Genomic DNA, 23,614 nt, shown 5'->3' with positions numbered 1-23,614 from the left:
TTGACATTTTCCTTCAATTGTGTTATTTTGTTAACAAATAAAATAAAAAGAATAAATCTTCAGGGCAGGGTGAAATTCCCTACCGGCGGTAAAGCCCGCGAGCCGTAAGGCAGATTCGGTGAAACTCCGAGGCCGACAGTACAGTCTGGATGGAAGAAGATTGAAAGCGCGAAAAGCATTGGCAGTTTGCCAGGCTGTTTTTCTTGCATGATTCGCCCTGAGAATTTATTCTCAGGGCTTTCTTTATGCCGAGAAAGGAGGAAAGAATGGATATCAAATATATGCACAGGGCGCTGCGCCTTGCAAAGCGGGGCGCAGGCTACACAAACCCGAATCCGCTTGTCGGTGCGGTCCTTGTTCGGGACGACCGGATCATCGGCGAGGGATACCATGAAGCTTACGGGGCAAACCACGCGGAAATAAATGCTATCCTGCACGCCACGGAAGAGGTAAGCGGAGCGGATCTGTATGTTACTTTGGAGCCCTGCTCCCATTACGGGAAAACGCCTCCCTGTGCGCAGACGATTCTGGAAAAAGGCATTAAGCGGGTAATCGTCGCGGCGGAGGATCCGAATCCGCTGGTATCCGGCAGGGGGATTGCCATGCTTCGGGAAAATGGGGTGGAGGTTATTACGGGCGTGCTGGAAAAAGAGAGCCGGAAGTTGAATGAAATCTTTTTTAAATACATAACAACCGGAAAGCCTTTCTGCATTCTGAAAGCAGCGATGTCGCTGGATGGAAAGATTGCAACCCGAACTGGCGATTCCCAATGGATTACAGGGGAATGCGCACGCAGACAGGTGCATTTGCTTCGGCACCGGGTGGCCTGCGTAATGACGGGAATCGGAACCGTTCTATCCGACGACCCGCAGCTTACCACACGCCTTCCCGATAAAAAGGGAAAAGATGCGGTAAGAGTCATTGTGGACAGCAGCGCAAGAATCCCGCTCTCCGCAAAGGTGTTGAATGTGGATTCGGACGCGCCTGCAATTGTCGCCGTAACGGAAAAAGCACAGGATAAGAAAATAAGGGAGCTGGAGCGAATGGGCGCAAAGGTTATCTGCATGCCCCAAACGGGAAACGGGGTGGATTTGGCTTTTCTGATGAAAAAGCTGGGAGAGGAAGGCCTGGATAGTGTTCTGCTGGAGGGCGGAAGCACGTTGAACGAATCCGCGCTTCGCCAGGGAATTGTCGACAAAGTGAATTTTTTTATCGGACCAATTCTAATCGGCGGGGATACCGCGAAAACAGCGGTTGGCGGTAGAGGGGTTGCTTCCTTAAAAGATGCATATCGCCTGCGAAATCTGTGCACGCAATTTTTTGGCCGCGGCATTATGATCGAAGGTTACCTTGGAACCGGGGAGGAAGCGCCATGTTCACAGGATTGATTGAAGAAATGGGAACTGTTGAGGCGCTGAACAAGTCGGCTCAGTCCGCGCAGATTACCATTCGGGCAGAGAAAGTGCTGCATGGCTTGCGCATAGGGGACAGCATCGCGGTCAACGGCGTATGCCTTACGGTAATATCCTTCGATGCGCATCGGTTCACCGTGGATGCTATGGCGGAAACGTTGCGCCGGACAAATGAGAAGAGCTTTTTACCGGGCGTACGGGTCAACCTGGAACGCGCCATGCGGCTGGGGGATCGGCTGGGCGGACATATTGTAAGCGGCCATGTCGACGGAACCGGCGTGGTCCGGTCTGTGAAGCGGGAAGACAACGCGGTATCAATCGACATAGTGGCGCCGGAAAATATTTTAAAGTATGTTGTAGAAAAGGGCTCCATCGCGGTGGACGGTGTAAGCCTTACGGTGGCCCGGGCGGGCGACCGGCTGTTTCGGATTTGCGTCATTCCTCATACACAGCAGGAAACGACGCTGCTCCAAAGGAAACCCGGAGACACTGTGAATCTGGAATGCGACCTGATTGCCAAATACACCGAAAAGCTGCTGAGGGAAAATTCCCAATTCGCCGGGATCACCATAGAATTTTTACAGCAGCATGGATTTTAAGGAGGTTTTCGTAATGAACTACAATACGATTCCGGAAGCGCTGGATGCTTTGCGCGCAGGAAAAATTATTCTTGTCGCGGACGACAAAAACCGGGAGAACGAAGGCGACCTGATTTGTGCGGCGCAATATGCAACCTGTGAAAACGTGAATTTTATGGCAACATATGCAAAAGGGCTGATTTGCATGCCAATGGATAGTAAGTTGGGCCATAAATTGGGGCTTGCGCAGATGGTTGCGGAAAATACAGACAATCATACCACCGCCTTTACGGTTTCCATTGACCATGTGGATACTACAACCGGCATTTCCGCCGCGGAACGGTCGCTGACGGCGCTGAAATGTGTCGAGCTTGGCGCCAAACCCGAGGATTTCCGCCGGCCGGGGCATATGTTTCCGCTTGTTGCTAGGCGGGGCGGCGTTCTGGTGCGCGGCGGCCATACGGAAGCGACCGTTGACCTTATGCGGCTGGCGGGGCTGAGGGAATGCGGGCTCTGCTGTGAAGTAATGGCGGAGGACGGGCATATGATGCGTACGCTCCAGCTTTGGGAATTTGCGCGACAGCATGGGCTCGTTTTCATCACTATTCATGATCTGCAAGATTATTGCAGGCGCCATGACAAGCATGTTGTCCATATGGCCAGCGCCAAATTGCCCACCGCTTATGGCGACTTTCAGATTCATGGTTATGTCAATGACTTAACCGAAGAGCATCATGTTGCCCTGGTAAAGGGGGATATCGGCGACGGCGAGAATCTTTTGTGCAGGGTGCATTCGGAATGCCTGACAGGGGATGTGTTCGGTTCCCTGCGCTGTGACTGCGGGCAGCAGCTTGCGGCGGCGATGCGCCAAATTGAAAAAGAAGGGCGCGGGATTCTTCTTTACATGAGCCAGGAGGGGCGCGGAATCGGGCTTATCAATAAACTGAAGGCATACGAATTGCAGGAAAAAGGCCGCGATACCGTAGAAGCTAATCTGGAATTGGGTTTTGCGCCCGATTTGCGGGAATACTGGATCGGCGCCCAGATCCTGCAGGACTTAGGCGCTCGAAAAATTCGCCTGTTGACGAATAACCCAAGCAAGATTTACGGGCTGGACGGATTTGGAGTGGAAATTATTGAAAGAGTTCCGATCGAGATTGCTCCCTGTAAAGAAGATGCCTTCTACCTGAAAACAAAAGAGGAAAAAATGGGGCATTTGTTTTCCCATATCCCATCTTAAGCATGAAAAGGAGCGAGTTCACATGAGAGTAATGGAAGGACAACTGGTTGCGGAAAAACTGAAATTCGGGATCGTCGTTTCCCGGTTTAATGAGTTTATTTCAAGCCGCCTTTTGAGCGGCGCGCTGGACACTTTGAAACGCCACGGCGCGAAGGAAGAAGAAATCGAAGTCGCCTGGGTTCCGGGCGCATTTGAAATCCCGCTTGCCGCAAAGAAAATGGCAAAATCCGGGAAATATGACGCGGTTATCTGCCTTGGCGCGGTTATCCGCGGTTCAACGCCGCATTTTGATTATGTAAGCAATGAGGTTTCCAAAGGAATCGCCAGCGTTTCGCTGGAAACGGAAACGCCGGTCGCTTTCGGCGTTTTAACGACGGATAACATTGAACAGGCCATTGAACGCGCCGGTACAAAGTCCGGAAATAAGGGCAGCGACGCGGCGCTTACCACCATTGAAATGGCAAATCTGCTCAGGAAACTTTCAAATTAGGAAATATATAAAATATAACAGTATAAAGCCTTTTTCTAAGCACAGCATCCGCTAATTCCACATAAAATGGGATACGAAAGCAACAGAAAAAGGTGACATTATGCTCAATTCTGCTGGGCCGAACATCATTCGGTATAGTTATGATCAAAGTGTAAACATTCCGATCGAATTGTACGAATCCTTGAACGGCAATTATTTTATGGGTTATGGGGATAATTTAAGCCTTGGAAATGGAACCAGCGCCTGGGCCCGGCTATACAATCCGCCGAATTCCGGCGTCAATTTATATGTGAATGTTTGGACGGTAACCGATATATCGGATTCGCCCTTCCGCGCCCAATTCTGGTTTAACGCAACCCCGCCCAAGGGCTCGTTCGAATCCGTTCCGGTAACCCCGTCCAATACAGCGATTCGCCCCGTTCCGCATCCTCGTGTTCAATTGCAGGTAGCATCGAATGTATCCGGCGAACCGACCGGCGGGGTTAAAGCGTTTGTGCGCAGGGGAGAATCGGGAACAACTGTGGTGGATACCGAAAACGGGAAATTGATTTTTCCGCCCGGGGGTTCATTCCTTGTTTTCTTGTCGGTGACGGAGGACGTTTCAGCTGCGGCGGGGAGAATTGCCTTCGGTTGGTGGGAAGAAAAAATATCCTGTTTTGCATTTTATACGCAAAAGAACTGAGCGCAGGACAAGAAGCTATTATTTATAAAGAAGCAAGGTGCTTTCAAGGTACCTTGCTCAGACTGTCGAAGAACCCATCCGACGCGTTAAGCGAAGGATGGGTTCTTCGACAGTCTGAGAGGCATTGAATTTTACTTCAAAATTTTTCCGGGGTGAAATCCGGAGAAAATGGAAAGATGAAATCCACAGTGCTTGCACGCAGCAGTGTGAAAATAGAAAAGAGGAAATCTTTTTACAGATTTCCTCTTGCATGGTGGACCTGGAGGGATTTGAACCCTTGACCTCTCGGATGCGAACCGAACGCTCTCCCAGCTGAGCTACAGGCCCATATTTCCGCACTTCTCCCGCGCGACGTAAATAATTATATCACGTTGGCACGGCAATTTCAACTATTATTTTAATTTTTCCGACAACTTTTCTTTTCCAAATTTGCAGATGTCTTTTAGACAGCATTCTTCACATTGCGGATTCCGGGCGGTACAAACCTTCCGGCCATGCAGAACAAGCCTGTGGCAGAAGTCGTTTGACTCGTCCATAGGCAGTACTTCGCGAAGCTGTTTTTCCACCTTAAATGGGTTCTTGCCCTCGCTCAGGCCGATTCTTCCGCAAATACGGATACAGTGTGTGTCTGTGACAACCGCCGGTTTGTGATAAATATCGCCGACCACCAGATTGGCGGTTTTTCTGCCCACGCCCGGCAGACGGGTCAATTCTTCGATTGTGTCCGGCACCACGCCACCGTATTCCTCCTTCAGCATTTTGGACATGGCAAGAATATCCCGTGCCTTTGTCTTGTAAAGCCCGCAGGTACGGATTAATTCTTCAATTTCTTCGACTGTTCCTTTCGTAAAGGCATCCACGTCGGGGAACCTTTCAAAGAGGGCAGGGGTAACAAGGTTTACCCTTGCGTCCGTACACTGTGCGGACAGGCGGGTTGCGACCAGCAGTTGAAAGGCGTCGGTATAGGTAAGGGAACAGATGGCGTCCGGATATTCTTTTTTTAAAGCTTCCACCGCCAAAGCCGCGCGCTGTTTCCGGGTCATAACCATTCCCTCCTGCAAAATGTTGATGTATTGTTATTTTATCTTAGATTTCACAAAAGTACAAGTTGACAGGGAAAAGTTTATCAAATATCATATTGGTAAATACATCAAAAAATGGAAGCTGGGGAAAATATGACCAGGGCGCAGATAAAAATTCTTGCAATTGTTACTATGCTGATCGATCACATCGGAGCCATATTTTTCCCGCAGATTCCGTTGTTCCGTATAATTGGCAGGCTTTCTTTCCCGCTCTTTTGCTTCTTTATCGCGCAGGGGGTCCTTTATACTTCCAATGTACGGGCCTATCTCGGACGCCTGTTTCTGTTTGCGCTGCTGTCCGAAATACCGTATGATCTTGCATTTTACAGTACGATTTGGAATCCTCAAAAACAGAATGTGTTTTTTACCCTTTTCTTTGGGCTGGCGGCGATTTCCTTTCTCCGGACATTTCTGGAAACAAAGCCCTTTCTAGCGTGTACTCTCGCGGTCATTCCTGTCTTAACGGCAGAGGTGCTCCACACGGACTATGGGTGGTTCGGCGTAACGCTCGTTATCCTCTTTTATTGCTTACGGGATGTAAAAACCAAAGGGGTTCTCCTGTTTGTTCTGTTTAATACGGGTTACAGTTTCTTAACGGGAACGATAAAATTGTATGCCGCGGCGGCCGGCGTTCCAATCCTGTTTTATAGTGGGAAGAAGGGAAAGCCGGACTGGAAATACTTTTTTTACGTATTTTATCCAGCGCATTTGTTACTGCTGTATTTTGTACGTATAGTTGCCTTTTAGCACATGATCGTGTATAATTATCAATAAATAATTCAGGGAAAGGGAATGATAAAATTGTACAGCGATATGATGGATACCATAGGCTTTATTTCTCAATCGGATCCCGCAGTCGGAGCGGCGATGAAGGAAGAATTAAAGCGCCAGCAGCGCAATCTGGAGATGATTGCCTCCGAAAACCTTGTTTCCCCCGCCGTCATGGCCGCTATGGGCAGCGTACTGACGAATAAATATGCGGAAGGTTACCCGGCAAAACGGTATTACGGCGGATGCCAGTATGTTGATGCCGTCGAAAATCTTGCGCGAGATCGAGCCTGTGAGCTTTTCCACGCGGAGCATGCCAATGTACAGCCGCATTCCGGCGCGCAAGCCAATATTGCGGTTTATTTTGCCCTTTTGAATCCCGGAGACACCGTAATGGGGATGAGCCTTTCGGAAGGCGGCCACCTTACACACGGTTCCCCGGTGAACATTTCAGGCAAATATTTTCATTTCATTCCCTATGGAGTAGACCCCGAAACAGGACGGATTGATTACGATAAAGTCTATGAAACCGCCATGAAGGAAAAACCGAAAATGATCGTTGCGGGCGCGAGCGCGTATCCGCGAATCATTGACTTCAAACGGTTCCGTGAAATCTGCGATGCGTGCGGCGCATATCTGATGGTGGATATGGCGCATATTGCCGGGCTTGTCGCTGCCGGTGAGCACCCCAACCCGGTTGAATGGGCGGATGTGGTTACTTCCACTACGCACAAAACCCTTCGCGGGCCCCGCGGCGGTTTGATCCTTTGCCGTGAGGAATATGCAAAAGCCATAGATAAAGCAATTTTTCCCGGCACGCAGGGTGGGCCGCTGATGCATATTATTGCAGGCAAGGCGGTATGCTTCGGCGAAGCGCTGAAGCCGGAGTTTAAGGATTACGGCCATCGCATAGTCGAGAATGCCGCGGCCCTTGCGGACGGACTGATGAAACGTGGCGTAAGGCTGGTCAGCGGAGGTACGGATAATCACCTGATGCTGATCGACCTGAGCGGGATGGAGCTGACCGGAAAAGAGCTTGAACAGCGCCTTGACGCGGTTTATATTACCGCAAATAAAAACACCGTGCCGAATGAGCAGCGCAGCCCGTTCATTACCAGCGGCGTCCGTTTGGGCACCCCCGCAATTACAACCCGCGGCCTGAATACACAGGATATGGATAAGATTGCCGAATGCATTAGCTTTGTTATCAATGATTTTAATGCAAGAAAAGAAGAAATTCGTGCGATGGTTACAGAAATCTGCAGCCGCTATCCTTTATATGAATAACGAAAACAGGGTGGTGTGGTGACCATGGCGGCACCTTTAGCAGACCGGCTGCGCCCACAGAGTCTGGACGACATTGTCGGCCAGCATCATCTTCTTGATCCGGACAAGGCTCTGCGACGGATTATTGATTCCGGTGTTATTCCGAATATGATTTTTTACGGGCCGTCCGGAATTGGAAAAACCACGCTAGCTTCCATCATTGCAAAGAAAACCAACCGCAGCCTGTATAAACTGAACGGAACGACGGCGTCAACCGCGGATATCCGTTCGGTGGTGGATCAGCTTGACACCTTTGCCGCGCCGAACGGCATCCTACTTTACCTTGATGAAATCCAGTATTTTAATAAGAAGCAGCAGCAAACCTTGCTGGAGTTTATTGAGAACGGACAGATCACGCTGATTGCTTCGACAACGGAGAATCCGTATTTTTATATTTATAACGCGATTCTCAGCCGGGCTACGGTTTTTGAGTTCAAGCCTGTGGAAAAAGAAGATGTCCTGCTGGCGGTACAGCGTGCTTTCCGTTTCATGGAGCAGGAGCAGAACCGGAAAATCCAGGTGGAGGACGGCGCGGCCGAGGTGATTGCTTCTGCTTGCAGCGGGGACGTGCGCAAGGCGATGAATGCGGTGGAACTTTGCGTGCTTTCCGGCGACGAGAAAGACGGCTCTTGCTTTGTAACGCTGGAAAAAGCAAAGGAGCTGACTCAGCGCAGCGCCCTGCGGTATGACCGTGCAGGGGACGAGCATTACGATATCCTTTCTGCGTTTCAAAAGTCGATGCGCGGTTCGGACCCTGATGCCGCGCTTCACTATCTGGCGCGTTTGATTGTGGCCGGGGACCTGCCTTCCATTTGCCGGCGGCTGATGGTCTGTGCATGCGAGGATGTAGGCCTTGCCTACCCGCAGATTATCCCGATTGTGAAAGCGGCAGTGGATGCCGCGATGCAGGTCGGCTTTCCGGAAGCGCGTATTCCGCTGGCCGATGCGGTGGTACTGGTATGCAATGCCCCGAAATCCAATTCGGCGTACTGCGCAATCAACGCCGCAATTGCCGATATTCAAAAGGGAAGAATCGGGAATATTCCCCGCCAGCTTCAAAATAAACATTATGATGGGGAAGACAACCCCAATAAAGGGCAGTTTTATAAATACCCCCATGATTATCCGGACAAATGGGTGGAACAGCAGTATCTGCCGTATGAATTGAAAGACGTCCGGTATTATAAATATGGGCAGAATAAGACGGAGCAGGCGTATCAGGCTTATTGGAGCAGGATTAAAGGGGAAAATAAATGAAATTTATTTTAATTTTTTAAAATTTTTGTATTATCGTCTTGTGCGTAGTGCGCCGGAGTGCTATCATGGATATAAATGGGAGGTGAACGTTATGAAAAACGAAATTCTCTTTAATTTGACATACGGCATGTATGCGATTGGTGTGAAGGATGATAAGAAAGCTTCCGCCTGTATCGTAAATACGGTTGCTCAGGTTTGCAACGACCCGAATATGATAGCGGTAAGCATGAACCACAATAATTATAGCCATGAATGCATTGTAAAAAACGGCATTTTTACCGTTTCCGTTTTGTCGGAGGATACCTCCGGCGCAGTAATCGGCGCATTAGGTTTTAATTCCGGCCGCGATATCGATAAGCTCAGCAATGTCCGCCATAAGATTTTGGCAGAGGGCGTCCCGGTTCTGAAAGAGAACATCTGCTGCTGGCTGCTCTGCCGCGTAGTGAATAGTGTGGAAACACCTACGCATACCATCTTTATTGCGGAAGTCGTTGCCGGAAGCGACGAAGCAAAGGGCAAGCCCATGACGTACGATTACTATCATAAGGTAATTAAGGGCAAGGCGCCGAAAAATGCGCCGACCTATCAGGCTGAACAGCCGGAAGAAGAACTGGATGGGAACAGTTGGGTCTGCACGGTTTGCGGTTATGTTTACAATGATCCCGATGTTCCTTTCGAGGATTTGCCGGATGATTGGGTCTGTCCGATCTGTGGCGCTCCGAAATCCGCTTTTAAACGTAAATAAAAGAGCTGCCGGTTTAAATGCCCCCAAACGTTGGGAGAGTATTAAAAGAAAGCAAAACCCGGAGAAGGCTTGCTGCCTGTGAAGAACAGGCGGCAAGCCCTTTTCTATGCTTTTCAGAAAGGAAGGGCAGCCTGCGTAAGCGGGCCGCCCTTTTTCATCGAACTGTAAATTTGTAAATGGTTGTGTGCTCGTATTTTTCACCCGGTTTCAGGTTTTGATACGGGAAATTTTCATGGTGCATGGAATCGGGGAAAAACTGTGTTTCCAGGCAGATCGCGTGGTGCGACCGATATTTTATGCCGCCCTTTCCCGTATCAACGGTAATACCGTTTGCAGTATAAACTTGTATGCCGGGCATATCGGTAAAAACGGACATTACCCGTTCGCTCACCTGGTCGTAAAGCTCGCCGGCTTTTTTCATCCCGTCCCCGCCTTTCAGCACGAAATTATGGTCATAGCCGCCGAAGCTTTTTAATAAGCTGTCGTTTGCCCGGATATCCTGCCCGATGGTTTTGGGCTTATTGAAATCATAGGCTGTACCCGTGACCGGCAGCAGCTCGCCAGTCGGAATTAAATCGGGACCGACCGCCGTGATATAATCGGCATTTATTTGCAGTTCCTGTGATAAAATATCTTTTTTGGCGTTTCCGCTGATATTGAAATATGAGTGGTTTGTAAGGTTAACCGGCGTTTCGTGGTCGGTTTTTGCGGTATATTCTATGATTAAGGCGTTATCGGTGGAAAGGGAATAGGTAACCGTAATATCAAGGTTACCGGGAAATCCGCATTCACCGTCCTTACTGCAATAGGAAAAAGTAGCGGAAGGCGCGTCGTCGTCATGATTGCTGCATTTCAATCTCCAGACGCGGTCCTGAATTCCACCGGGGGCGCTGTGCAGGGAATTCCTGCCGTTATTGGCGGTAAGAGCATAGCGCTTGCCGTCGATTGTAAATTCCGCTCCGCCGATGCGGTTTGCAAAGCGGCCCACAACAGCGCCGAAAACGTCTCCCTGTGCCAAATAATCCTCTAGCTTGTCATGCCCCAGCACCACGTCGCCGAAATTTCCCCGTTTGTCCGGTACAAGCAATTTCACAATCCGGCAGCCGTACGTGATGATTTGCGCGGTCATTCCGCCGGTGTTTTTGAGGATGTAGCTTTCAACTTCCGTACCGTCCGGCAGAATCCCGAAAATCGATTTATCAAGACTCATTTTGTTCTCCTCTTTATATTATGGAATAAAATTATTTTCCAAGTAAAGCGGCGCCGATGATTCCGGCGTCATTGCCGAGCATTGCCCTGCAGAGCTTTGTCCGCTTGTCCTCGCTGATGGTATAAGCCTGACTGGCAACATATTCGCGCAGGGGCTTCAGAAGGGTTTCTCCTTCATTGCAGATGCCGCCGCCGATGCAGAGGACATCCGGTTGGAATGTGTTAATGCAGTTCACCAGGCCGCATCCAAGGTAGGCTATGTATTCATCTACAACCGCTTTTCCGGTGGGGTCGCCTGCGCGCATTGCGTCAAAAGCGGTACGGCCGTCTACGTTGTTCAGGTCATTATTGACCAGTTTCCAGATCGGCGCGTTGTGATCGTTTACTTTTTCCATGGCTTCCTTTGTTGAACGGATCAAACCGGTGGCGGAAGCATAGGTTTCCCAGCATCCGTCGCGGCCGCAGGTGCAGTGGCGCCCATTATACGCAATAACCGTGTGCCCCATTTCACCGGCGCCGAAATTAGAACCGGCGTAGATTTTACCGTCAATAATAATACCGCTGCCAATGCCCGTCCCTAGCGTAATGGCAAGGGCGTTTTTGGTTCCTTTCAAAGCGCCTGCCTGATATTCGCCGTATGCGGCGGCGTTGGCGTCGTTTTCAACGATAACCCTCTTGTTCATTCTGGCTTCCAGCAGTTTTTTTAGCTCAAAATGCTTGAAATGCAGGTTGTTTGAAAATTCCACCACACCGGTGTCGCGGTTTATCGTACCGGGAGTTCCGATTCCAACCCATGGAACATCATCAATGGATATTCCGGCGTTTTCCAGCGCCTCGTAAGCAGTACTGGCAAGTTGTTCGCACATTTCGTCCGACGAACAGGGTACGCGGGTCTTTTTTTTCGCAGTCGCGATGATCCGGTTATTTTCATCAACCACACCAACTTTGATGTTTGTCCCGCCCAGATCAATACCAAGATAATACATTACCATATCCCCTTTATTCGCTGTTTCGCAATATTGCTTATAGTATAACATTTCGACGCATGAAATGTAAACATATTGCATAAGGAATGTGGTAAATTTGTTATCGGACTCAAAAATGTGCTATAATACTACAAACAAATCAGAATGGAGAGCGTATCGTGATTTTCGAAACCCTGCCAGAAAGTATGAAAAACAAATATACAAAAGAATATGTCGAAATACTGAATAAACGAAAATTTTCCCTTTTCTTAAAGCGGGTGTTTGACGTCGTTGTATCCCTTATTATTTTAACTTTGCTGTCTCCTTTTTTTCTCCTGTTGGCGATTGCAATCAAACTGGATTCCAAAGGCCCGGTTTTTTACCGTCAGACCCGTGTCGGCCGCTATAATACGGATTTTAAGATTTTTAAGTTCAGAACCATGGTTCTGGATGCCGATAAGATCGGCCCGCCGCTTACGGTTGGGGACGACCCGCGCATTACCAGAATGGGCCGTATTATCCGCAAATTAAGGCTGGATGAATTTTCCCAGTTATTAAATGTATTGAACGGCAGCATGAGCCTGGTCGGTCCCCGTCCGGAGGTGCGGAAATATGTGGAAGCCTATACGCCGGAGTATATGGCGACACTTTTAATCCGTCCCGGAATAACCGCAACCTCAAGCATTGCCTTTAAGGACGAAGATCGCCTTTTAAATGCGGCGGAAAATCCGGAACAGGTTTATATTGAGCAGATTCTGCCTCCTAAGATGGCGTATAATCTGGAATACATGAAAAACATCACGCTTTTCAATGATATAAAAATTATGTTCCAGACGGTTGGGGCCGTTCTCAAATAAAAGTTCGTAATGCATTCATAATTTTCCCGTTGCCGCTCATAATAAGGGCGAGGTGAAATCTATGGATGCAGACCGCAAGCAACGTTGTGAGAGGAAAGAAGGAAAGGCTTACAAGATGGCTTCAACGCTTCCGAATATGGGCAGGGGCGATATCCCGTCCGATATACTGGGAAGTTATACGGGAACGTCCCAGGACGGGCAAAAACCGGATCAGGATGCAGATGATCTTTAATTTTTGAGCTATATTTTTCTCATTGTCATCATAATAATTGTAGGACAGTAGGTGATCGCTTGTTTTACAATTGTATGAAAATGAAAAAAATAATAGCTCTTTTTCTTTTGCTCGTTGCTGCAGTTGTTTTTGCCTCCTCCAGCTGCTTTAATCGAAGCGCGCCTGCCGTTGCCGAGACACAGGCTTCGGCAGGCGACTACATAAAATATGTTGAGTTTAATGTTCCCTATATCGCATTGAAAAAAGCAATGAACCTCGATATTTCTTCACATGACAAGGAGATAAAATATAATTGGATTGAACTGCTTGCTTATCTTGCGGCGAAGTACGGCGGGAATTTCTCCCATTATAAGAGCAATGATATGGATATCCTTGTCGAAAAGCTGCAAACGCAGAGCATCGATGAACTAACGAAGAATATGAAACATTATACGTATTATCATAAAGCATACACAGCCGTTTTGGGAGGCTTGCTGGGCAGTTACAAAATCAACGGCGAGGAAAAATACGGCCTGATCGGCTTTTCGCCAATTGCCAAATCGTTTCCCTATCATGATTACGATGATTTTGGAGCCGCGCGAACCTACGGTTATAAGCGGCAGCATTTAGGTCATGATATGATTGCGGCGACCGGAACGCCTGTCATTGCGGTGGAGTCCGGCGTGGTGGAAGCGCTTGGCTGGAACCAATACGGGGGATGGCGCATCGGGATTCGCAGCTTTGATAAGATGCGGTATTACTATTATGCCCATTTAAGGCAAAATCGCCCGTATGCGGCGGATTTGGCGGTTGGGCAGACAGTTACCGCGGGCGACGTAATTGGATATGTGGGCCATACGGGCTACAGCACAAAGGAGAATGTCAATAACATTAATCTAAGCCATTTGCATTTTGGGCTTCAGCTTATTTTTGATGAGAGCCAAAAGGAATGCAACAATGAAATCTGGGTGGATGTTTATCAGCTCACAAAGCTGCTGCGCCAAAACCAGTCAGCGGTTGTCCGTAACCCAACGACCAAAGAATACTGCAGGAAAATTCCAATCGAAATCCAATATGAGCAGTAAATTTTTCATTGATTTTTCCGCCACACTATGCTATAATAGCAAACGTTGAACCGCCAATTTGACAGTTTGCACGCTGGTGTGGCGGAATCGGCAGACGCAAGGGACTTAAAATCCCTCGGTGGCAACACCGTGCCAGTTCAAGTCTGGCCACCAGCACCAAAAAGCAGTCCAGCCCTTATGGGTCGGGCTGCTTTTTCACGTTGACGGATTCATAATGCGAACTGCGGTGCAGGTGGTGGGGGAAGCAGCAGAAAGGCGAATCATTTCGGAAAATGTGGGTACTCGCGGAACGCGGGCACAGTATGCAAAAAAAACACCGCAGCTTTTCAGCTACGGTGTTTTTGGCATATCTGAAGGATTCTATTTTTATATTATTTCTTTTGATCGCATCCCAGTTGTGTACCGGTGTTTCGTTCCCGATTTTGAAAAGAGCGGAACAGTTGGAAATGCAGAGTAGGATCGGACTGTAAAACATAGGAAATGAATTCGTTGGCACAATCACCTAAGTTTAACACGTTAAAATTGGTAAAAACAGAAAAATGGCGTTGATTATTGGTAAGTTTTTATACAAAAAAAGAGTTGACTTTTGTCAAATATTAAATTATTCTTTATGAAGAAAGGGAGTGGTGAAATGAAAATCGATAAAGTTGTCGTGATTGCCAATAAAACCTTTGAGGGAATCAGCGTAATTAACATTGAGCTTTACAATGAGAGCGGAAGACGATGCGCGCAACCTACAAAGCATTTTATAGACAGCATCAATAAACTCCCTACGCTGGACGAGAAGAAAATTAAGACGGTAATCGCAAGGCAATATCAGATTCCCGCAGATATGATTTCCTTCTTTTAAAATGGAAATTGATGATAAAGCATCCGTTGTTTGACGACGGATGCTTTTTTTCATAAGGACGATGCTTGCTGTTCGCCTTAAACCACATATTTTTATTATTAAATAAATTATTTTTATAAACTTTATTACTTTAATGGTTTTACTGGCTAAATTATGATATAATCGGACAGAAGGAAAAAATAAAATCACATCATACTGAGATTCCCCTTCATCTCAAATTGAAAGAAGAAAGTTGATGTAAAATGGCAATTACAGATTTTCTTGAAAGAAACGCGAAGCTCTACCCCACGGAAATCAGTCTGGTCGAGATCAATCCGGCGAACCAGCCGGATCGTGCGGTTACATGGCGGGAATATAATTTAATTGAGTCCAGTTCTTCCGAGAAATATCGCCGTGAAATGACTTGGAGGGAATTCGATATAAAAGCGAACCGGTTTGCGAATCTCCTTCTTACCCGCGGTGTTCAAAAGGGGGATAGGGTGGCAATCCTCCTGATGAACTGCCTGGAATGGCTTCCGATTTATTTTGGAATCTTAAAGACTGGGGCGCTTGCGGTTCCGATGAATTACCGTTATACAGCCGAAGAAATCAAATACTGTCTGGAACTGGCAGAGGCGAATACGCTTGTGTTCGGTCCGGAGTTTATCGGACGTGTGGAGCAGATATTCGACCATCTGCATGGCGTGAAGACCTTTTTCTATGTGGGAGAAAACAAGCCGACCTTTGCAGACAGTTACGACAAACTTGTTGCGTATTGTTCATCTACCGCGCCGGCGGTTGATCTGAAGGACGACGATGACGCGGCGATCTATTTTTCTTCCGGCACGACTGGTTTTCCCAAGGCGATTCTTCATTCGCACAAGGCGTTGATTTCCTCCTGCCTTACCGAGCAGAATCATCATTCGCAAACGCATGAGGATGTCTTCTTGTGTATTCCTCCGCTTTACCACACCGGTGCGAAAATGCACTGGTTTGGCAGCCTTTTGACGGGCGGAAAAGCGGTGCTCCTTCGCGGGGTGAAACCGGAGTGGATTTTACAGGCGGTTTCCGAAGAAAAAGTCACGATTGTTTGGCTGCTGGTTCCCTGGGCGCAGGATATTCTGGACGCTATAGAGCATGGGGACATCCGGCTCCAGGATTACCGTCTGGATCAGTGGCGGCTGATGCACATTGGCGCCCAGCCCGTTCCGCCCAGCCTAATCCGTCGCTGGAAAAAGGTCTTTCCGCAGCATCTTTATGATACGAACTACGGGCTCAGCGAATCCATCGGTCCGGGCTGCGTGCATCTTGGCGTTGAAAATATACATAAAGTAGGCGCAATCGGCAAAGCGGGGTACCTTTGGGAGGCCGCGATTGTCGACGATCAGGGCCAAAAGGTTTGCCCGGGCGAAGTGGGCGAGCTGATTGTGAAAGGTCCAGGCGTTATGAAATGCTACTTCAACAATCCGGAAGCAACTGCGGAAACGCTGAAAAACGGATGGCTTTTTACCGGCGATATGGCGCGTATGGACGAAGACGGTTTCATTTATCTGGTCGACCGCAAAAAGGATGTTATTATCAGCGGGGGAGAGAATCTCTATCCCGTACAGATTGAGGACTTTTTGCGCGCACATCCGGCGATAAAGGACGTCGCGGTTATTGGGCTTCCGGACGACCGTTTGGGCGAAATCGCCGCTGCGATCATCGAATTGAAACCGGATGTTTCCTGTACGGAAGAGGATATACGGGAGTTCTGCATGAATCTCCCGCGCTATAAAAGGCCGCGCAGGATAATTTTTGCGGACGTGCCGAGAAATCCGACCGGGAAAATTGAAAAACCCCGTCTGCGCGAAATTTACTGCGGCGAGCGTTTGGTCGAAGCCGAAACGACAAAATAAAACCGAAGCGCAGCCTTCGCGTTCTGTTGTAAAAGAATCATAACTGTGTTACCATAATACATACGAATAAATGATACATCCATTTTCGAAGCGAGGGGCTTAACTATGTCTTCGGTAACAAAAAGAGCATTGGCAGCTTCCCTGAAAAAACTGATGGAGAAAACGCCGCTTGATAAAATAACCGTCGTCGATGTGGTAACGGAATGCGGGGTAAACCGTCAGACATTTTATTATCATTTTCAGGATATCTACGACCTTTTGGGTTGGATTTACCGTACGGAAGCGATTGACGGAATTGCCGGTTATCGAACTTACAGCACGTGGCCGCAGGGGTTTTTGATGATATTCCAGTATGTTATGGACAATAAAGCGTTTTGCAAGAATACGTTTCATTCGATTGGGCGCGAACATCTGGACCATTTTTTGCACGAGGTTACATATGATTTAATGATGGGGGTCATTAATGAAGTTGCCAACGGGAAGAACGTTTCCGACCGTGAGAAAGATTTCATGGCGAATTTTTATTCTTACGCTTTCATTGGCATTTTGGCGCAATGGATTTTGGAAGATATGCAGGAGGATCCGAAGCGTATCGTTGATAGCCTGTGCAAACTCATCGAAGGGGATATTCCCCGCGCAATAGAAAAATACGCAAAGGATTCCGTTTGATTCCAGAAATGACAAGCCCATGCAAGAACCCTCTAAAGATCGGAAAGGCTTCCTGCACGGGCTTTCTAAATATAATTAGAAAAAAATTATGTATTTTGTGTGCCTCAAAAGAAAACGTGCTATAATGGATAAAAAGAAAATCCGTGAAAAGGGATGTTGCTATGAAGAAGATATTGATTATCGTGGATTACCAAAATGATTTTGTTTCCGGAAGCCTGGGTTTTCAAGATGCGGTTTTGCTGGAGGACCAGATTGCAGAAAAAATAAAAGACTATCGAAAGAATGGCTGGGAAGTAGCCTTTACTTATGACACACATGAATCCAATTATCTGAATACACAGGAGGGAAGGAAGCTTCCCGTACCGCATTGCCTGAAAAACACCGAGGGCTGGAGGTTGTACGGAAAAATAGCCGCTCTCTGCCGTACCGAAGATAAATGCTTCGAAAAGCCGGCCTTTGGTTCCATGCAGCTTGCCGAATATCTCGCGGACAAGCAGTATGACTGCGTTGAGTTTGCTGGTGTTGTTTCCAATATCTGCGTCCTCTCAAATGCCGTGCTGGCAAAGGCGGCGCTTCCGGAAGCGGAAATCCGTGTGGATGCCGCCTGTACAGCCAGTAACGACGCGCGCTTGAATCAGGAGGCGCTTGATATTATGAAGGAATTACAGATTGAGATTATAAACGGATGAAAAAACACCCCGTGATTCCACGGGGTGTTTGCAATTTAGGCGCGAAGTTTTACTTTTTCGGCTTCGGACCTTAAAATTTTTGCCTGTGCGGAAAGTTCCTCGCTTGCGGCCGCGCTTTCCTCCGCTGTTGCGGAGTTTGTCTGGACGACTGCGGAAACCTGTTCGATTCCCTTGGTTATTTCCGAGATGGCCGTTGCCTGTGCGGTGGAGGCCTGTTCTATTTTCCGTATGGTGTCCTGCACATTTGCCATTTGCTCGGCTGCCATGTTCAATGCCTGCGCGGTGCTGTCGGCAATCTGTGTTCCATCTGTAACCTTTTCAATGGAGTTTTCAATTAACTGGGTTGTCTGTTTCGCTGCGTCAGCGGATTTGCTTGCAAGATTGCGTACCTCGTCGGCAACAACGGAGAAGCCTTTCCCCGCCGCTCCGGCTCTGGCGGCTTCAACGGCGGCGTTCAAAGCCAGAATATTGGTTTGGAATGCAATATTATCAATTACCTTGATGATTTTACTGATTTCGTTGGAAGAGATATTGATGTTATTCATCGCTTCAAGCATTTGCTGCATTTGCTGGTTACTGTGCTGCACCTGTTTTGTGGTTTCCTCTATGTAAGACGTTGCCTCGGTGACGTGCTCGGTGTTCTCATTTACCCGCTGGGAAACGTCGGATATGGTTGCGGAAAGTTCCTGGATGGCGCTGGCCTGTTCCGTGGCGCCCTGTGCCAGGTTTTGCGCTCCGCTGGCTACCTGGCTTGAGCCGTTGCTGATCTGTTCGGAGGAGGTTAGAACATTTTTAAATGTCCCATTTAATGAATCTAAGATGGTATTTACCGCTGTTGCAATCGGAGCGTAATCGCCCGCATAACCCTTTAGCGGCTTTAAGGAAAGATCGCCTTCTGCAATTTTTACAAGTTTATTCGTTATTTCATTAATCGCGTAGCGTAGGCTTTGCATAGCAAAGCGGAAGGCGTCGGCAAGCTGGCCCAATTCATTTTGAGACCGGAAGGTAATGTTAACGTCCAAATTTCCCTCGGCGAACTGTGTAGCTGCCTCGATCAGCTCTTCTACTGGCTTGCTAATTGTTTTCACAATCGAGAAATATATGGATATTAAAGAAAGGATTCCTACGATCGTGATCAGAATTAAGACAATAGCGAAAGAGTTCAATGAACCGCTGCTGCTTAAAATTCCCAAGATGCCTAAACCACCGCATAGGGCGATAAAGATTGCTCCGATAATAAATCCAAGCAGCAGCCTTTTTTGGATTTTCATATCGGAAAGTTTTAAACGGGGCAGTTTCAAATCTTTTAAATTTTTCATTTGGTTTTAACCTCCTTGGAATGATTACTAGATAGAAATATTGGATTTAGAAGTAAAAAGTACGACCATCAATCGCCCCTTTCAGTCAAATGCGGTAAGAAGATAAATTATTCCTATAAAATATATTTTAACAGAATAAGTCAATTTATTCTATTTTATAATGAATTATAACGAATTTTTTACAGAAAATAACCAAAAAAATTCCCATAATTCTACTTCATAATCAAATTTAAGGATTTTAAATAAAGGAAAAGATCAATCGCCAGAATTCGACAATTTTTCTTATTCAGCGTGAAAACAGCAGTAAAAAGATTATGATAAATTAAAAATGATTGGAAAAAATAGTAATTGAAATTGGAAGGGCAGTATGCTATTATAATTTACAATTTGATCAATTTTAAATGAAAAGGAGAGCAAAGGATGGAGAATCCTCTTGTTGATATTCTGTACACGCAAAACTGGGACAGTAGCACAAAATTTTCGATTAAGGTAACAAAACCGCTTCATACGGAGGTAACGCCTTACCAGAGAATCGATTTTTTCGATTCGGAAACGTATGGCCGCTTCTTTACACTAGACGGTCTGATGATGGTTACACAGAAAGATGAATTTGCTTACCATGATATGATCGCCCATGTGCCTATGGCGACAAACCCGGATATCAAGCGCGTTTTGATTATCGGCGGCGGCGACGGGGGAACATCGCGTGAAATATGCCGTTATAAACATATTGAAAGTGTTGATCTTGTGGAAATCGATGAGCGGGTTGTGCGGCTTTGCCAGCAGTATCTTCCGCAGACAGCGGGCCATATTGCAAATGAACCGCGCCTCCATCTGCACTTTGAAGACGGCCTAAATTATGTAAAGAACAAGCCGGATGCTTCCTATGACTTGATCCTTGTGGATTCCACAGACCCGATCGGTTCCGGCGAGGGGCTGTTCACCACGGAATTTTACCGTCAGTGCTTCCGTGTCCTTTCAGACGAAGGCATTCTGATTAACCAGCACGAATCTCCTTATTATTCGTTCCATGTAAAGGAAATGCGCAAGGCGCACCGGAAAATCAAAGACGTGTTTCCGATCGTAAGGGTATACCAGTACAATATCGCTACGTATCCGTCCGGTCACTGGCTGTTCGGTTTTGCTTCCAAAAAATATGACCCGGTGCGTGACCATCAGGCAGAGCGCTGGGAAGCGTTCGGCCTGAAAACCATGTATTATAATTCCCAAATCCATGAAGGCGCATTTGCCCTTCCTACCTTTGTAAATGAAATGCTGGCTGGAACGGACCCGAATACGCTCCCGATTTTTCCCCATAAAGATTATGTCGAATAAATTCAAAATAATGGGCCGGCGCGAAAACCGGTCCATTCATTTTATCGGAAAAGGAGAGATGCAGGTTGCGCCGGAAGGAATTGGATTCGGAAGAGATGCTCCGCTTTTTATTGGACTTTTGCGCGGTGAACACCATAAACGGGCGAGAGGGCTGCGAAAACAACGGAACAAAGTTCTTGTATGAAAGCCTGAAAACAATACCGTATTTTCAGGAAAATCCGGAATGCCTATTTTTACAGATGGTTGAGGGCGATCCTTTAAAAAGAAAAAATCTGGTAGCTTTTTTGAAGGCAAATCCCACTACGAAAAAGACCATAATTCTCAGCGGCCACATTGATACGGTCGATACCGAAGCGTGCGGCCCGTTGAAGGATTTGGCGTTTCAGCCGCTCCAATATACACAAGCGCTTTCAAAAGCGGATATCCGCGAAGAAATCCGCAGCGAGCTCCAAAGCGGCGAGTATCTCGCCGGCAGGGGGGTGGCGGATATGAAATCCGGGCTGGCGGCCCAGTGGGCGGTTATGAAATATTATGCCCTGCATATGGAAAAACTGAGAGTCAATCTGCTTTGGATACCGGTTGTCGATGAAGAGAACAATGCGAACGGGATTCATCAGGCGGTAGAATATTTCTGTTCCCTGCGGGATGAAAAATACGAATTCCTCTGCTGTATTGACAGCGAACCGACCATTACTCCGGAAAGCAAGGAATGCGGACGGATTTATCTTGGCACAATCGGAATGGTTACTCCCTTTGTGCTGGCTGTGGGGAAGGAAAGCCATGTGGGCGAATATTTTGAAGGGATCAGCGCCGCGCTGATGGCATTTCACTTGGGAATAGCGATTGAGAATAATCCGGAATTTACGGAAATTTATATGGAAAAAAAATATCCGCCCATTTGCTGCCTGAGGACAATGGATTTTCGAAAGAGCTATTCCGTAACGGTTCCAAACCGCTTCGCTATGTATTTTAATTATCTGTTTGTAAGGAAAAGGCCGGGGGATATCCTTCATTTGATCCGACAACTTGCTGTTTCCTCTGCAAAAAATGCGCTGGAACAGGCCAACACGGGAAAAAAGGCTGTTAAAATACGGACTTTTGAAGAGCTTTGTACGGAATACGAGCAGAAATCGGGACGCAGCCATGAGGAAGGCTTAAAGGCATTTATCCGCCGGTGTCCGCAGGATATGGATATTCAGGACTGCTGTTTGCACTTTGTGAATGAACTTTGCGGAGAAGTCCAATTGGAGGGGCCGGCGTTTGTCATCGGTTTTCTGCCGCCATACTGCCCTTCCCGCGTGAATCTACGGATCAGCGAGAAAGAGCGGAAAGTGGAAGCTATCGCAGAGCAGTTGATCGAAGCCCGCAAAGAAGAAGGAATTGACATTCGGCTGTCCGAAGTGTATGAGGGCATATCGGATTTGAGCGAGCTTGGGTTCCAAGGCGACGACGAGGACATTTCCCTTTTGCGGAAAAACCTTGTGGGGCTGAATGTCGGTACGCCGTATCCGCTTGAAAAAATGCAGCAGCTTGATATCCCAGTTATCAATATCGGCCCCATCGGCAAAGATGCGCACAAAAGGGGGGAAAGGCTGTATCTTCCGTATTTTCAGGATGTGCTTCCGGGGCTTTTACTGGATTTCATTGAGAAAATGCAGAGCGATGAAGGCAAGTCTTAAAGGGCATAGATCCCTCTTAGAAAGAATGCCTGATTGGTCCGACCGACGTAACACATGCAGAAAGGAGAGCAGCTGTGAAAGTAATCTATCAAGAAGATTCAACACCCCGAAAAGACGGCTACCGAATGCCCGGGGAGTTTGAAAATCATACGGGCACATGGATGCTTTGGCCGCAGAGACCGGACAACTGGCGCAATGGCGGAAAGCCGGCGCAGGAGGTTTTTTGCAATGTTGCAAGGGCAATTGCGCAGTTCGAGCAGGTTACCATGTGCGTTAGCCCGGATCAATATGAAAACGCAAGCGCCATGCTGAAGGACAGCGGGCAAATTCGCGTAGTGGAAATGACCAGCAACGACGCGTGGATTCGGGACTGCGGACCGACTTTTGTTGTCAATGACAGGGGAGACGTCCGGGCGGTTGACTGGGATTTCAACGCGTGGGGCGGCCTTTATGACGGTTTGTATTTTCCATGGGATCAGGACGCGCTTGTTGCGGCCAAGATCTGTGAACTCGAACGAATTACCCGCTACAAGCCCGATCGTTTCGTTTTAGAGGGCGGTTCCATTCACGTTGACGGCGAAGGCACAGTTCTGGTTACGGAATCCTGTCTACTGAGTCCCGGTAGGAATCCGGGGTTTACAAAGGAACAGATTGAGGCAAATCTGCGCGAGTACTTAAACATAGAAAAGGTTGTGTGGGTAAAAGAGGGAATTGACCCGGACGAAACCAACGGACATATCGACGATGTCGCCTGCTTCGTGCGTCCGGGCGTTGTTGCCTGCATTTGGACGGATGATAGGGATGATCCGTTCTATCGGATTGCACATGATGCTTACGATTTGCTGTCCAACACCATTGACGCCAAGGGACGCAGGCTGAAGGTCTGCAAGCTCTGCCTGCCGAAAAAACCGGTTCGCATCACCCATGAAGAGTCCAAAGGCGTTGATATGGTAGAAGGAACCCGCCCGAGAATGGAGGGGGATCTCTGCCCGGGCTCTTATATGAATTTCCTGATTGTCAACGGCGGCGTAATTGTTCCCCAGTACGGCGATGAAAACGATGCGCTTGCTCTTGAGCAGATACGGGAGATGTTTCCGGAACGGAAAGTGGTGGGCGTTTTGACCCGCGAAATTCTTTTGGGCGGGGGAAATATCCACTGCATTACGCAGCAGCAGCCAAGCGGCAAAGAATGCACAGAATAAGCCTTTACGGTTGGAGGCCCTATCGTTTGATCGGAAACTGCGGTTCCGGATTGATAATCTTTATCAATTCAATTATACTAGTAAAAT

At 47.8% G+C, this 23,614-nt stretch carries 23 protein-coding genes, 2 tRNA genes and 1 riboswitch; of the genes, 20 read left to right on the top strand and 5 right to left on the bottom strand.

What is annotated here, in order from left to right; genetic code table 11:
- The first annotated feature begins 51 nt into the window (after nt 1-51).
- A riboswitch (FMN riboswitch) is annotated at nt 52-165 on the top strand.
- 101 nt (nt 166-266) lie between these two features.
- The 5 genes from ribD to P9B68_RS04615 all read left to right on the top strand — a co-directional run bounded on the left by ribD (nt 267) and on the right by P9B68_RS04615 (nt 4,402).
- On the top strand, nt 267-1,388 hold the full coding sequence (ribD, locus tag P9B68_RS04635) for a bifunctional diaminohydroxyphosphoribosylaminopyrimidine deaminase/5-amino-6-(5-phosphoribosylamino)uracil reductase RibD (RefSeq protein ID WP_135656846.1): 1,122 nt from the start codon (nt 267-269) through the stop codon (nt 1,386-1,388).
- Nucleotides 1,373-2,011, top strand: coding sequence for a riboflavin synthase (locus P9B68_RS04630; protein WP_135656848.1), 639 nt, complete (start codon nt 1,373-1,375; stop codon nt 2,009-2,011). The genes ribD and P9B68_RS04630 overlap by 16 nt, the downstream gene beginning before the upstream one ends.
- A 13-nt stretch (nt 2,012-2,024) precedes the next feature.
- Nucleotides 2,025-3,230: a bifunctional 3,4-dihydroxy-2-butanone-4-phosphate synthase/GTP cyclohydrolase II gene (locus P9B68_RS04625; protein WP_277668524.1), complete on the top strand. Its 1,206-nt coding sequence runs from the start codon at nt 2,025-2,027 to the stop codon at nt 3,228-3,230.
- Nucleotides 3,231-3,252: 22 nt separating this feature from the next.
- The gene (gene ribH / locus P9B68_RS04620) at nt 3,253-3,720 is read left to right on the top strand and encodes a 6,7-dimethyl-8-ribityllumazine synthase (protein WP_135656853.1); all 468 of its coding nucleotides are present in this window, start codon (nt 3,253-3,255) and stop codon (nt 3,718-3,720) included.
- Between the two features lie 100 nt (nt 3,721-3,820).
- Nucleotides 3,821-4,402, top strand: coding sequence for a DUF6143 family protein (locus tag P9B68_RS04615; RefSeq protein ID WP_135656855.1), 582 nt, complete (start codon nt 3,821-3,823; stop codon nt 4,400-4,402).
- A gap of 251 nt (nt 4,403-4,653) precedes the next feature.
- On the opposite strand, the gene P9B68_RS04610 is transcribed toward P9B68_RS04615, so the two are convergent.
- Nucleotides 4,654-4,729: transfer RNA gene (locus P9B68_RS04610), tRNA-Ala, on the bottom strand.
- 65 nt (nt 4,730-4,794) lie between these two features.
- Complete coding sequence (gene nth / locus P9B68_RS04605; protein WP_135656857.1) at nt 4,795-5,445, bottom strand: endonuclease III; 651 nt, start codon at nt 5,443-5,445, stop codon at nt 4,795-4,797.
- 132 nt (nt 5,446-5,577) lie between these two features.
- On the opposite strand from nth, the gene P9B68_RS04600 reads away from it, so the two are divergent.
- The 4 genes from P9B68_RS04600 (at nt 5,578) to P9B68_RS04585 (ending at nt 9,580) form a co-directional block, all read left to right on the top strand.
- The gene (locus P9B68_RS04600) at nt 5,578-6,231 is read left to right on the top strand and encodes a TraX family protein (protein WP_167875121.1); all 654 of its coding nucleotides are present in this window, start codon (nt 5,578-5,580) and stop codon (nt 6,229-6,231) included.
- Nucleotides 6,232-6,285: 54 nt separating this feature from the next.
- Nucleotides 6,286-7,539 carry a serine hydroxymethyltransferase gene (locus P9B68_RS04595; RefSeq protein WP_277668559.1) on the top strand — a complete coding sequence of 418 codons (1,254 nt, stop codon included), beginning with the start codon at nt 6,286-6,288 and terminating at the stop codon, nt 7,537-7,539.
- A 24-nt stretch (nt 7,540-7,563) separates the two neighbouring features.
- The gene (locus P9B68_RS04590; protein WP_135656864.1) at nt 7,564-8,835 is read left to right on the top strand and encodes a replication-associated recombination protein A; all 1,272 of its coding nucleotides are present in this window, start codon (nt 7,564-7,566) and stop codon (nt 8,833-8,835) included.
- A gap of 91 nt (nt 8,836-8,926) precedes the next feature.
- On the top strand, nt 8,927-9,580 hold the full coding sequence (locus P9B68_RS04585; protein WP_277668523.1) for a flavin reductase: 654 nt from the start codon (nt 8,927-8,929) through the stop codon (nt 9,578-9,580).
- A 154-nt stretch (nt 9,581-9,734) separates the two neighbouring features.
- Here the strand turns inward: P9B68_RS04585 and P9B68_RS04580 are convergent, their stop codons facing one another.
- On the bottom strand, nt 9,735-10,790 hold the full coding sequence (locus tag P9B68_RS04580) for an aldose epimerase family protein (RefSeq protein ID WP_277668522.1): 1,056 nt from the start codon (nt 10,788-10,790) through the stop codon (nt 9,735-9,737).
- A gap of 31 nt (nt 10,791-10,821) precedes the next feature.
- On the bottom strand, nt 10,822-11,775 hold the full coding sequence (locus P9B68_RS04575) for an ROK family protein (protein ID WP_135656870.1): 954 nt from the start codon (nt 11,773-11,775) through the stop codon (nt 10,822-10,824).
- 158 nt (nt 11,776-11,933) lie between these two features.
- Between P9B68_RS04575 and P9B68_RS04570 the strand changes: the two genes are divergently transcribed.
- From P9B68_RS04570 to P9B68_RS04535, 8 genes are all read left to right on the top strand, one after another.
- On the top strand, nt 11,934-12,611 hold the full coding sequence (locus P9B68_RS04570) for a sugar transferase (protein WP_462675521.1): 678 nt from the start codon (nt 11,934-11,936) through the stop codon (nt 12,609-12,611).
- Between the two features lie 61 nt (nt 12,612-12,672).
- Complete coding sequence (locus P9B68_RS04565; RefSeq protein WP_167875122.1) at nt 12,673-12,843, top strand: hypothetical protein; 171 nt, start codon at nt 12,673-12,675, stop codon at nt 12,841-12,843.
- Nucleotides 12,844-12,923: 80 nt separating this feature from the next.
- Nucleotides 12,924-13,907, top strand: a complete 984-nt coding sequence (locus P9B68_RS04560; protein WP_135656872.1) for a M23 family metallopeptidase — start codon at nt 12,924-12,926, stop codon at nt 13,905-13,907.
- A gap of 72 nt (nt 13,908-13,979) precedes the next feature.
- Nucleotides 13,980-14,066 (top strand) — tRNA-Leu (locus P9B68_RS04555).
- Nucleotides 14,067-14,538: 472 nt separating this feature from the next.
- Nucleotides 14,539-14,757, top strand: coding sequence for a hypothetical protein (locus P9B68_RS04550; RefSeq protein ID WP_135656874.1), 219 nt, complete (start codon nt 14,539-14,541; stop codon nt 14,755-14,757).
- A 242-nt stretch (nt 14,758-14,999) separates the two neighbouring features.
- A complete protein-coding gene (locus tag P9B68_RS04545; protein WP_135656876.1) occupies nt 15,000-16,634 on the top strand; it encodes a class I adenylate-forming enzyme family protein in 1,635 nt (544 codons plus the stop codon).
- Nucleotides 16,635-16,739: 105 nt separating this feature from the next.
- On the top strand, nt 16,740-17,303 hold the full coding sequence (gene dhaS, locus P9B68_RS04540) for a dihydroxyacetone kinase transcriptional activator DhaS (RefSeq protein WP_135656878.1): 564 nt from the start codon (nt 16,740-16,742) through the stop codon (nt 17,301-17,303).
- A gap of 161 nt (nt 17,304-17,464) precedes the next feature.
- Nucleotides 17,465-17,992: a cysteine hydrolase family protein gene (locus P9B68_RS04535; RefSeq protein ID WP_135656880.1), complete on the top strand. Its 528-nt coding sequence runs from the start codon at nt 17,465-17,467 to the stop codon at nt 17,990-17,992.
- 35 nt (nt 17,993-18,027) lie between these two features.
- Here P9B68_RS04535 and P9B68_RS04530 read toward each other — a convergent pair whose 3' ends face one another.
- Nucleotides 18,028-19,311, bottom strand: a complete 1,284-nt coding sequence (locus P9B68_RS04530) for a methyl-accepting chemotaxis protein (protein ID WP_277668521.1) — start codon at nt 19,309-19,311, stop codon at nt 18,028-18,030.
- Between the two features lie 420 nt (nt 19,312-19,731).
- On the opposite strand from P9B68_RS04530, the gene speE reads away from it, so the two are divergent.
- The 3 genes from speE (at nt 19,732) to aguA (ending at nt 23,527) form a co-directional block, all read left to right on the top strand.
- Nucleotides 19,732-20,646: a polyamine aminopropyltransferase gene (speE, locus tag P9B68_RS04525; protein ID WP_135656884.1), complete on the top strand. Its 915-nt coding sequence runs from the start codon at nt 19,732-19,734 to the stop codon at nt 20,644-20,646.
- A gap of 65 nt (nt 20,647-20,711) precedes the next feature.
- Complete coding sequence (locus tag P9B68_RS04520; RefSeq protein ID WP_135656886.1) at nt 20,712-22,325, top strand: M20/M25/M40 family metallo-hydrolase; 1,614 nt, start codon at nt 20,712-20,714, stop codon at nt 22,323-22,325.
- 74 nt (nt 22,326-22,399) lie between these two features.
- The gene (gene aguA / locus P9B68_RS04515) at nt 22,400-23,527 is read left to right on the top strand and encodes an agmatine deiminase (protein WP_407932263.1); all 1,128 of its coding nucleotides are present in this window, start codon (nt 22,400-22,402) and stop codon (nt 23,525-23,527) included.
- The last annotated feature ends 87 nt before the right edge of the window (nt 23,528-23,614 follow it).

It is taken from the genome of Caproiciproducens galactitolivorans (assembly GCF_029266045.1).
Classification (GTDB): Bacteria; Bacillota; Clostridia; order Oscillospirales; family Acutalibacteraceae; genus Caproiciproducens; species Caproiciproducens galactitolivorans.
The sequence above is the reverse complement of the archived record's forward strand: the minus strand, read 5'-3'. Positions and strand labels throughout refer to the sequence as shown.

Bases quoted from the DNA above. Each gene is read 5' to 3' on its own strand.
- P9B68_RS04560 (WP_135656872.1), top strand. From the start codon at position 12,924: ATGAAAAAAATAATAGCTCTTTTTCTTTTGCTCGTTGCTGCAGTTGTT.
- dhaS (WP_135656878.1), top strand. From the start codon at position 16,740: ATGTCTTCGGTAACAAAAAGAGCATTGGCAGCTTCCCTGAAAAAACTG.
- P9B68_RS04530 (WP_277668521.1), bottom strand. From the start codon at position 19,311: ATGAAAAATTTAAAAGATTTGAAACTGCCCCGTTTAAAACTTTCCGAT.
- P9B68_RS04585 (WP_277668523.1), top strand. From the start codon at position 8,927: ATGAAAAACGAAATTCTCTTTAATTTGACATACGGCATGTATGCGATT.
- ribH (WP_135656853.1), top strand. From the start codon at position 3,253: ATGAGAGTAATGGAAGGACAACTGGTTGCGGAAAAACTGAAATTCGGG.
- P9B68_RS04565 (WP_167875122.1), top strand. From the start codon at position 12,673: ATGGATGCAGACCGCAAGCAACGTTGTGAGAGGAAAGAAGGAAAGGCT.
- P9B68_RS04615 (WP_135656855.1), top strand. From the start codon at position 3,821: ATGCTCAATTCTGCTGGGCCGAACATCATTCGGTATAGTTATGATCAA.
- nth (WP_135656857.1), bottom strand. From the start codon at position 5,445: ATGACCCGGAAACAGCGCGCGGCTTTGGCGGTGGAAGCTTTAAAAAAA.
- ribD (WP_135656846.1), top strand. From the start codon at position 267: ATGGATATCAAATATATGCACAGGGCGCTGCGCCTTGCAAAGCGGGGC.
- P9B68_RS04535 (WP_135656880.1), top strand. From the start codon at position 17,465: ATGAAGAAGATATTGATTATCGTGGATTACCAAAATGATTTTGTTTCC.
- speE (WP_135656884.1), top strand. From the start codon at position 19,732: ATGGAGAATCCTCTTGTTGATATTCTGTACACGCAAAACTGGGACAGT.
- P9B68_RS04580 (WP_277668522.1), bottom strand. From the start codon at position 10,790: ATGAGTCTTGATAAATCGATTTTCGGGATTCTGCCGGACGGTACGGAA.
- P9B68_RS04625 (WP_277668524.1), top strand. From the start codon at position 2,025: ATGAACTACAATACGATTCCGGAAGCGCTGGATGCTTTGCGCGCAGGA.
- P9B68_RS04630 (WP_135656848.1), top strand. From the start codon at position 1,373: ATGTTCACAGGATTGATTGAAGAAATGGGAACTGTTGAGGCGCTGAAC.
- P9B68_RS04545 (WP_135656876.1), top strand. From the start codon at position 15,000: ATGGCAATTACAGATTTTCTTGAAAGAAACGCGAAGCTCTACCCCACG.
- P9B68_RS04600 (WP_167875121.1), top strand. From the start codon at position 5,578: ATGACCAGGGCGCAGATAAAAATTCTTGCAATTGTTACTATGCTGATC.
- P9B68_RS04550 (WP_135656874.1), top strand. From the start codon at position 14,539: ATGAAAATCGATAAAGTTGTCGTGATTGCCAATAAAACCTTTGAGGGA.
- P9B68_RS04575 (WP_135656870.1), bottom strand. From the start codon at position 11,775: ATGTATTATCTTGGTATTGATCTGGGCGGGACAAACATCAAAGTTGGT.
- P9B68_RS04590 (WP_135656864.1), top strand. From the start codon at position 7,564: ATGGCGGCACCTTTAGCAGACCGGCTGCGCCCACAGAGTCTGGACGAC.